This window comes from Streptomyces niveiscabiei, from assembly GCF_033794345.1.
GTDB classification, from domain to species: Bacteria; Actinomycetota; Actinomycetes; order Streptomycetales; family Streptomycetaceae; genus Streptomyces; species Streptomyces niveiscabiei.
Map to the genome: position 1 here is coordinate 1 of NZ_JARAYJ010000083.1, position 7,999 is coordinate 7,999.

The 7,999-nt window shown below is 68.5% G+C and carries 7 protein-coding genes; 6 read left to right on the plus strand and 1 reads right to left on the minus strand.

Annotated elements, in window-relative coordinates:
• The 3 genes from PV682_RS43680 to PV682_RS43690 form a co-directional block, all read left to right on the plus strand.
• Positions 1-599, plus strand: a 599-nt coding sequence (locus tag PV682_RS43680; protein ID WP_319738468.1) for an RNA-guided endonuclease TnpB family protein, incomplete at its 5' end; no start/stop codon positions are given.
• A 44-nt stretch (positions 600-643) separates the two neighbouring features.
• Positions 644-1,162 carry a DUF501 domain-containing protein gene (locus tag PV682_RS43685; RefSeq protein WP_055721193.1) on the plus strand — a complete coding sequence of 173 codons (519 nt, stop codon included), beginning with the start codon at positions 644-646 and terminating at the stop codon, positions 1,160-1,162.
• Between the two features lie 91 nt (positions 1,163-1,253).
• Entirely contained in the window at positions 1,254-2,201 is a 948-nt protein-coding gene (locus PV682_RS43690; protein WP_319738473.1) for a Ppx/GppA phosphatase family protein, read from the plus strand.
• A gap of 47 nt (positions 2,202-2,248) precedes the next feature.
• Here PV682_RS43690 and PV682_RS43695 read toward each other — a convergent pair whose 3' ends face one another.
• Positions 2,249-2,689 carry a hypothetical protein gene (locus tag PV682_RS43695; protein WP_319738477.1) on the minus strand — a complete coding sequence of 147 codons (441 nt, stop codon included), beginning with the start codon at positions 2,687-2,689 and terminating at the stop codon, positions 2,249-2,251.
• A 590-nt stretch (positions 2,690-3,279) separates the two neighbouring features.
• Between PV682_RS43695 and PV682_RS43700 the strand changes: the two genes are divergently transcribed.
• The 3 genes from PV682_RS43700 to mycP form a co-directional block, all read left to right on the plus strand.
• The gene (locus PV682_RS43700) at positions 3,280-4,656 is read left to right on the plus strand and encodes an NAD(P)/FAD-dependent oxidoreductase (RefSeq protein ID WP_319738480.1); all 1,377 of its coding nucleotides are present in this window, start codon (positions 3,280-3,282) and stop codon (positions 4,654-4,656) included.
• Positions 4,657-5,025: 369 nt separating this feature from the next.
• The gene (locus PV682_RS43705; protein ID WP_319738483.1) at positions 5,026-5,514 is read left to right on the plus strand and encodes a hypothetical protein; all 489 of its coding nucleotides are present in this window, start codon (positions 5,026-5,028) and stop codon (positions 5,512-5,514) included.
• Between the two features lie 1,606 nt (positions 5,515-7,120).
• Positions 7,121-7,999 (plus strand): type VII secretion-associated serine protease mycosin (gene mycP / locus PV682_RS43710; RefSeq protein ID WP_319738486.1); only part of this gene is annotated, 879 nt, incomplete at its 3' end.

A 7,999-nucleotide genomic window follows, 5' to 3' on the forward strand; every position in this document is an offset into this window, starting at 1 on the left:
AGAAGAAACTCCGGCGCCTCCAGCGGGAGCTGTCCCGCAAGGCCAAGGGGTCGAAGAACCGGGCCAAGGCCCGTGTCAAGGTCGCACGCCAGCACGCCAAGGTGGCGGACCGGCGCCGGGACTTCCACCACAAGGCATCCACACAGATCATCCGCGACAACCAAGCGGTGTATGTGGAGGACCTCGCGGTGTCAGGCCTGGCCCGTACCCGGCTGGCGAAGTCCGTGCACGACGCGGGATGGTCCGCGTTCACCGGGATGCTGGAATACAAGGCGGCCCGGCACGGCCGTACCTTCGCCAAGGTCGACCGGGCCTTCCCGTCCTCGCAGATCTGCTCGGCCTGCGGGTTCCGGGACGGACCCAAGGCGTTGCACGTCCGGGAGTGGACATGCAGCGAGTGCGGGACCGTGCACGACCGTGACCACAACGCGGGCCGCAACGTCCTCTTCGAAGGACGCCGTATCGTCGCCGCCGGGCGGGCGGATACGCTAAACGCCTGTGGAGCGCCGGTAAGACGGGCACACGTGCCCGCACAGCGCGGTGAAGCAGGAAGCCCCCGGAAGGGTCAGACGACCCAGGCCGGAATCCCTGGACTTTAAGCCAGAGAGCACGTCAACGACAGCAGAGAGACTCCCCGTACGACATGCAAACGCCTCCTCCGACCACTGAGCGCACCGAGCCGACCGACGCGGACGTCGAGGCGTTCCGGCAGCAGTTGGGCCGCCCCCCTCGGGGGCTGCGTGCCATCGCCCACCGGTGTCCCTGCGGGCAGCCGGACGTCGTGGAGACCGCGCCCCGCCTCCCCGACGGGACGCCCTTCCCGACGCTGTACTACCTGACCTGCCCCAAGGCGAACTCGGCGATCGGGACGCTGGAGGCGAACGGGGTCATGAAGGAGATGACCGAGCGGCTCGGGCAGGACCCCGAGCTGGCGGCTGCGTATCGCGCCGCGCACGAGGACTACATCCGGCGGCGGGACGAGATCGAGGTGCTGGCCGGGTTCCCGAGCGCCGGGGGGATGCCGGACCGGGTGAAGTGCCTGCACGTGTTGGTGGCGCACTCGCTGGCCGCCGGGCCCGGGGTGAATCCGCTGGGGGACGAGGCGCTCGCGATGCTGCCGGAGTGGTGGCGTAAAGGTGCGTGCGTGGTTCCCGCCGAGTGATCCCGCTTCCCATCCTCTGAAGGGGCTCCGCCCCTGGACCCCTCGTCCTCAAGCGCCGGACGGGCTGAAAAGTAGAAGAAAGGGCGTCCCTGTGACCCGTGTCGCCGCCGTCGACTGCGGTACCAACTCCATCCGGCTGCTCGTCGCCGATGTCGACCCCGCGTCAGGGGAACTCGTCGATCTGGACCGGCGGATGACCATCGTGCGGCTCGGGCAGGGGGTCGACCGGACCGGGCGGCTCGCGCCGGAGGCGTTGGAGCGGACGTTCGCGGCGTGCCGGGAGTACGCGGCGGTCATCAAGGAGCTGGGGGCCGAGAGGGTGCGGTTCGTCGCCACCTCCGCCTCCCGGGACGCCGAGAACCGGGACGAATTCGTCCGGGGCGTGCTGGAGATCCTCGGGGTCGAGCCCGAGGTCGTCACCGGGGACGAGGAGGCCGCGTTCTCCTTCACCGGCGCGACCAGGGAGCTGACCGCGCGGCCGGACCTCGCGACGCCGTACCTGGTCGTGGACATCGGCGGCGGGTCGACGGAGTTCGTCGTCGGGGACAGGGACGTCCGCGCCGCGCGCTCCGTCGACGTCGGCTGCGTACGGATGACCGAGCGCCACCTCGTCCACGACGGCACGGTCACCGACCCGCCCACCGAGGCGCAGATCGCGGCGATGCGGGCGGACATCGAGGCGGCCCTCGACCTCGCGGAGGAGACGGTCCCGCTGCGGGAGGCGCGCACGCTGGTCGGGCTCGCCGGGTCCGTGACGACGCTCTCGGCGATCGCCCAGGACCTCCCCGAGTACGACTCGTCCCGTATCCACCACTCCCGGATCTCCTACGGGACGGCCCGCGAGCTGACCGAGTGGCTCCTGCGCTCCACCCACGCCGAGCGCGCGGCCATCGGCTCCATGCACCCCGGGCGCGTGGACGTCATCGGCGCGGGGGCCCTCGTACTCCTGTCGATCATGGAGCGGACCGGCGCCGAGGAGGTCGTGGTGAGCGAGCACGACATCCTGGACGGGATCGCGTTCAAGGTGGCGGAGGGCTGAGGGGGGTGCCCCGGTACCCGCTGGGGTACCGGGGCGTTGCGCGTGCGTCAGGCGTGTACGCCGACGCCGGTGCGGCAGTCGCTGAACGAGCCCTGCACGAGGCAGACCTTCATCGTGCGGGTGGCGCCCTCGTCGAGGTCGCCCGTCGTGGTGTCGGTGTACGGCGCGGAGTGACCGCGCGTCGTGGCGATCCGGCCGTCGTTGAGGGTGGCCTCGATGCCGTAGCCGTCCGCCAGCTCGTCGTGGGCGATGAGGGTGTCGCCGGTGGAGGCGAGGGAACCCGGGTCGGCGGACCATATGCCGGTGCCGGCGTAGGCGCCGTCGTTGTACACGTCCACACGGGCAGAGCCGTCGGTGAACGTGAAGGTGCGGAAGGTGACGTTCGGCGCCGCGCTCGCCGGATTCGCCGGGCCGGCCAGGACCAGACCGGCCGCCAGTGCCATCGCCGAGGCGGCTATGGAAGCCGCTCGCTTACCCCGTTGCTTCACGTGTGTCCTCGTTTCACAGAGTTGATGTTGTGAAGGAGCCACATCATTCAGGCCGGGGAGAGGCGGGGGAAGAGGCGATTTTCAGCCAACTGTGGAGATGGTGGGTGCAAAACCGGCCTACTGGGCACCAAAACCCCCACGAAATGAGGGAGTTGTGCATCGGCTGGAGGCTTCGTCGGCAGGGCTCCGCTGAGCTGGGGGAACACCGTTTGAGCGGGGTTCGAGGGGGTGCGGCGACGTCGCGGCGGAAAAGTTCGTGAAGTTCTTCACAAGGAAAAGGGTCCCGTTGGGTCAGGAATGCGGCCCGGTTGGCCCTTCCGGGGCTCAACACCCGTGTGAACACGTTCAAAACGGGGGTACGGGGACGTAACGCGAAGGGGCCGCGGAGGCATCGTACCGATCCCTCACGGGGCCCTCGGACGGCCGGAGAGGCAGGTCGGGGGCCATTGACAACGGCGCCGCGGGGGAGGGGGTTCCCGCTCGCGGACATGACATGGATCACGCGAGTCGCGGAGGATAACACACCCCCCGACGAAGCTTGTGAAGGGGCGCACGAGCGACCCCCCTGACCCGGGTGGATACTCGATGGCATGAGCACCACGGAGCGTCCCAGGATCCTCGTAGTAGGCGGTGGGTACGTAGGCCTGTACGCAGCTCGACGCATTCTCAAGAAGATGCGTTACGGAGAGGCGACCGTCACGGTCGTCGACCCCCGGTCGTACATGACCTACCAGCCCTTCCTCCCCGAAACCGCCGCCGGCAACATCTCCCCGCGCCACGTCGTCGTCCCGCTGCGACGCGTGCTGCCGAAGGCGGAGGTGCTCACCGGCCGGGTCACCACCATCGACCAGGACCGCAAGGTCGCGACGATCGCCCCGCTCGTCGGCGAGGCGTACGAGCTGCCCTTCGACTACCTGGTGATCGCGCTCGGCGCCGTCTCCCGCACCTTCCCGATCCCCGGCCTCGCCGAGCAGGGCATCGGCATGAAGGGCGTCGAGGAGGCCATCGGCCTGCGCAACCACGTCCTCGAACAGCTCGACAAGGCCGACTCCACGACCGACGAGGAGATCCGCCGCAAGGCGCTCACCTTCGTCTTCATCGGCGGCGGGTTCGCCGGCGCGGAGACCATCGGCGAGGTCGAGGACCTGGCCCGGGACGCGGCCAAGTACTACAAGACGGTCTCCCGCGAGGACATGCGCTTCGTCCTCGTCGACGCCGCCGACAAGATCCTCCCCGAGGTCGGCCCCAAGCTCGGCCAGTACGGCAAGGAGCACCTGGAGAGCCGCGGCGTCGAGATCTACCTCTCGACCTCGATGGACTCCTGCGTCGACGGCCACGTCGTCCTCAAGAACGGCCTCGAAGTCGACTCCAACACGATCGTGTGGACGGCCGGCGTCAAGCCCAACCCCGTCCTGGCCCGCTACGGCCTCCCCCTCGGCCCTCGCGGACACGTCGACACCTCCGAGACCCTCCAGGTCCAGGGCACCGACTACATCTGGGCCGCCGGCGACAACGCCCAGGTCCCCGACGTCGCCGCCCGCAAGGCCGGCGTCGAGAACGCCTGGTGCCCGCCCAACGCCCAGCACGCGCTGCGCCAGGCCAAGGTCCTCGGCGACAACGTGGTCTCCGGCATGCGGGGCTTCCCGCAGAAGACGTACGCGCACTCCAACAAGGGCGCCGTCGCGGGGCTCGGCCTCCACAAGGGCGTCGCGATGATCGTCATGGGCAAGATGAAGATCAAGCTCCGTGGCCGTCTCGCCTGGTACATGCACCGTGGCTACCACGGCATGGCCATGCCGACCTGGAACCGCAAGATCCGCGTCTTCGCCGACTGGACCCTCGGCATGTTCCTCAAGCGCGAGGTCGTCGCCCTCGGCGCCCTGGAGACTCCCCGCGAGGAGTTCTACGAGGCGGCGAAGCCGGCACCGGCGCCCGCGGCGGCCAAGACCGAGGCGAAGGCTTCCTGAACCCCGGGGAGTCCGGGGGCGGGACCCCCTGAACTCCCCCTTGCGGGGCGGGGACCCTCCAACCCCCTTCCCGCTCAAGTCACCTGGTCCATGGGCCCTGTTCCGGGCCCGGGCCCTGCACCGGTCCTCGCCCGAGGGGCCGCCCGCCATCCGTGGTGCGGGCGGCCCCTCGGGTGCGTCCGGGGTGCGGCCGGGACGCCGTACCCGAAACGTGCTGGCGTTCTCCGGTGGGGTGGTGTGAGCTGAGTAGGAGTGCTCATGCGGGGGCGCGGATGTGGGGGTTGGATGGACGGTGGTGGCCCTCGGGGGTCGGTTGTCGGTGGTGGTGGTTAGAGTTGGCTGTGTGATCCGTACGGGGAGGATGACGGGATGTTGGCAGACGGGGATGCGGCGGCGAGTGCTGTCGCGCGGCAGGCCCAAGTGCAGGCTCTCGCCGCGAAGTACGAGTCGTTCACGGGCTTTCGCAACCGGATAGACGCGCTGATCCGCACACTCAAGGAATCACCGGCCGGCGCGACCCAGCTCTCCCAGGACCAGGTCGCCCGCAACCAGTTCGGCGGCGGCAACGGCGCGTGGACCGAGGCCGCCGGCCTGTTCACCGCGTACCAGTCGGTCATCACCGACCTGGAGAGCCTGTCCAAGCTCCTCTCCGACTCCATGGAAGGCATGAGCATCGCCGTGCTCGCCTCCCACAAGGGGTACGACAACGTCGACCTGGACGTCCGCCAGCGGATGGCCGCGATCAGCGCGGAGACCCGGCAGCACTACGACGGGGAGTACGTCCCCGACGTCCCCGGCAGCGCTCCGAAGACCGAGGCCGCGCCTGCCGCGGCCAACGAGACGGTGGGTGGGCTCTGATGGGTACGTCCTTCGAGGACATGAGCCACGAGCAGATGCTGGCATGGCTCGACCAGGCGAACGCGGGGACGGTGGCCGGCGCGGCCAGCCGCCTGAAGTTCGCGGCCGAGGAGATCACGAAGATCGCCGAGGAGCTGAAGGTCGGCCCCCAGTGGGTGGAGTGGAAAGGCGACGGCGCCGACACGTTCCGCGCCTGGGCCTCCGACCTCACCAGCGCCACCCACCACCTGGCCGACTTCAGCACCGGCGCCTCGAACTGGCTCTCCCAGGCGTCCGACGCCATCGCCCTCGCCCAGTCCTCCATCCCCCGCGACATGCCCGGCGCCCAGGCCAACCTCGACGCGGCCAACAAGTACCACAACGACCCCGACTCCGCCGCGATCCGCACCAAGTCCGCCCAGAACCTCGCAGATCTGGCCGCGGACAAGGAGAAGGTCCGCCAGGAGGCGGCTGCCCAGATGACGAAACTGGCGCAGTCGTATTCGTGGTCGGCTACGCAGATAAACGGGTTGGAGAGACCGCAGTTTCCACCGCCGCCGAAGGCGTTCGTGCCTACGGATGCTGCTGCGGTTGAAAATACAAGGGACCTGGCTCGGTCCGGCGGCTCGACAAATGTGAGCTCTGCTGTTGGAACTGCGTCTACATCCACGGTGGGACATCCTGACTCGGGTGGGGTTACTTCTGTCCGCAATGTCTCTGACATTTCGACGGTCCAACCACATATTTCCGGCGAGATGCTGCCGGTACGGACGTCCATCGACTCAGTCGCCACCTTGCCGACACAGACTCCTGTGGAGACCCCGCGTACTCCTGTCGACCCCGGCCCTGTAAGGGGTGCGATGCCGCCCGGCTCTGTGCCTCCTCTGTTCGGTGGAGGACAGGCACTCCCTGTCAACAACTCGTCGTTCCAGGGGCGGGGACTTGGCGCGGGCAGAGTGCCCATGCCTCTAGCAGGTCAGGAACCTGGCACCGCGACGCCTTTCAGCCGTGTCCCAGGTGTTTCCGGTGGGAGCGGCAACGGCATCATCGGCGGTCGGCCAGTACTTCCCGCCGAAGGTAGGCCGACCGGAGCCATCCCGCGTGGCATGGTCGTGGGCGGAGAAGGCACACCTGCTCGCGGCCCCATGGGGATGGGCCAGACCCCGGGTATGGCCAGCTCTGCCGGCCGAGCGGCGGGTGCACCTGGCATGACTCCTGGCGGTCGTCCCGTGTCTCCTGCCGGCGGCATCGTCGGAGGGAACCCGACATCCAACGCTCGTGTCGTGGGCGGTAGTTCTGTTCAGCAGCCGGGACGTACGGGTGGACGGGCGCCTGGCTCCGGAGCGGTCGGGTCCGGTGCCGCAGGTCCCCGGAACGGGATCACGGGCGGTACGACTGCTACGGGACGCTCCAGCGAAGGGCACGTCGCGGGAGGAACTGCGTCCCGCCCGCCTCAGGGGACCCAGGCGAGAGGCGGGAGCGGTCGGCCGTACGGTGTGACCGAGGACGAAGAGACTTGGCGGCGGAATCATCGTCCGACCGTGCCGCCGGTTGTCGACTGACGTGTTCAGACCTAGGGAGAGCGAAGCTCATGCGCTTCAGTGGTACTCGACGCAGGGCTCGCCGCATGGCCGCGGCGACAGCCCTGGGCCTGCTGCTGGTGGGCGCTGCGGGGGCACCGGCGGTCGGTGCTGGATCGACCCGCGAGAAACAGTGGTTCCTTGACGGGATGCAGGCCGAAACGATGTGGAAGACCAGCACCGGCAAAGGCATCACGGTCGCGGTCATCGACACCGGCGTCGACCCCACCAACCCCGATCTCGTAGGGCGCATCCTCTCGGGCAAGGACTTCGCCACGAACGAGTCCGGTGATGAGCACACGGACTACGAGGGCCATGGCACCGGAATGGCTGGTCTGATCGCCGGCACAGGCGCATACGACGGAGGAAACGGGGCCTTCGGCCTCGCGCCAGGGACCAAGATTCTTCCGATTCGTATGCCCAATACAGCCAAGGCGGCAAATCTGGCCGAAGGAGAAAAGATTTTCAACGACGCGTTGGCTCCTGCGATTCGCTATGCCGCTGATGAGGGTGCGAAGGTCATCAACATCTCCATGGCTATGTCGCAGAGTTCATCGCAGGTCGCTGAAGCGGTCAAATACGCCCTGCAGAAAGGCTCATTGATTTTTGCGGGTGTCGGCAACGACGGGGAAAACGGCAATCCGGTGATGTACCCGGCGGCCACGCCCGGAGTCGTCGGTGTTGCGGCCGTCGGGAAGAACCTCGGCAGGACCGGCGAGTCCGAGTTCGGTCCACAGGTGGACATGGCGGCTCCAGGGGAGGACATGGTCCATGCCTGTGGCGGTAAGACCGGCCTCTGTGTTGGACATGGCACCAGTGCCGCTTCTGCCCTCGCCTCCGCCAGCGCCGCCCTGATCTGGTCCGTCCACCCCACCTGGACCAACAACCAGATCCTCCGCGTCATGCTGAACACCATCGGCGCCCCC

Bases quoted from the DNA above. Each gene is read 5' to 3' on its own strand.
- PV682_RS43705 (WP_319738483.1), top strand. From the start codon at position 5,026: ATGTTGGCAGACGGGGATGCGGCGGCGAGTGCTGTCGCGCGGCAGGCC.
- PV682_RS43700 (WP_319738480.1), top strand. From the start codon at position 3,280: ATGAGCACCACGGAGCGTCCCAGGATCCTCGTAGTAGGCGGTGGGTAC.
- PV682_RS43685 (WP_055721193.1), top strand. From the start codon at position 644: ATGCAAACGCCTCCTCCGACCACTGAGCGCACCGAGCCGACCGACGCG.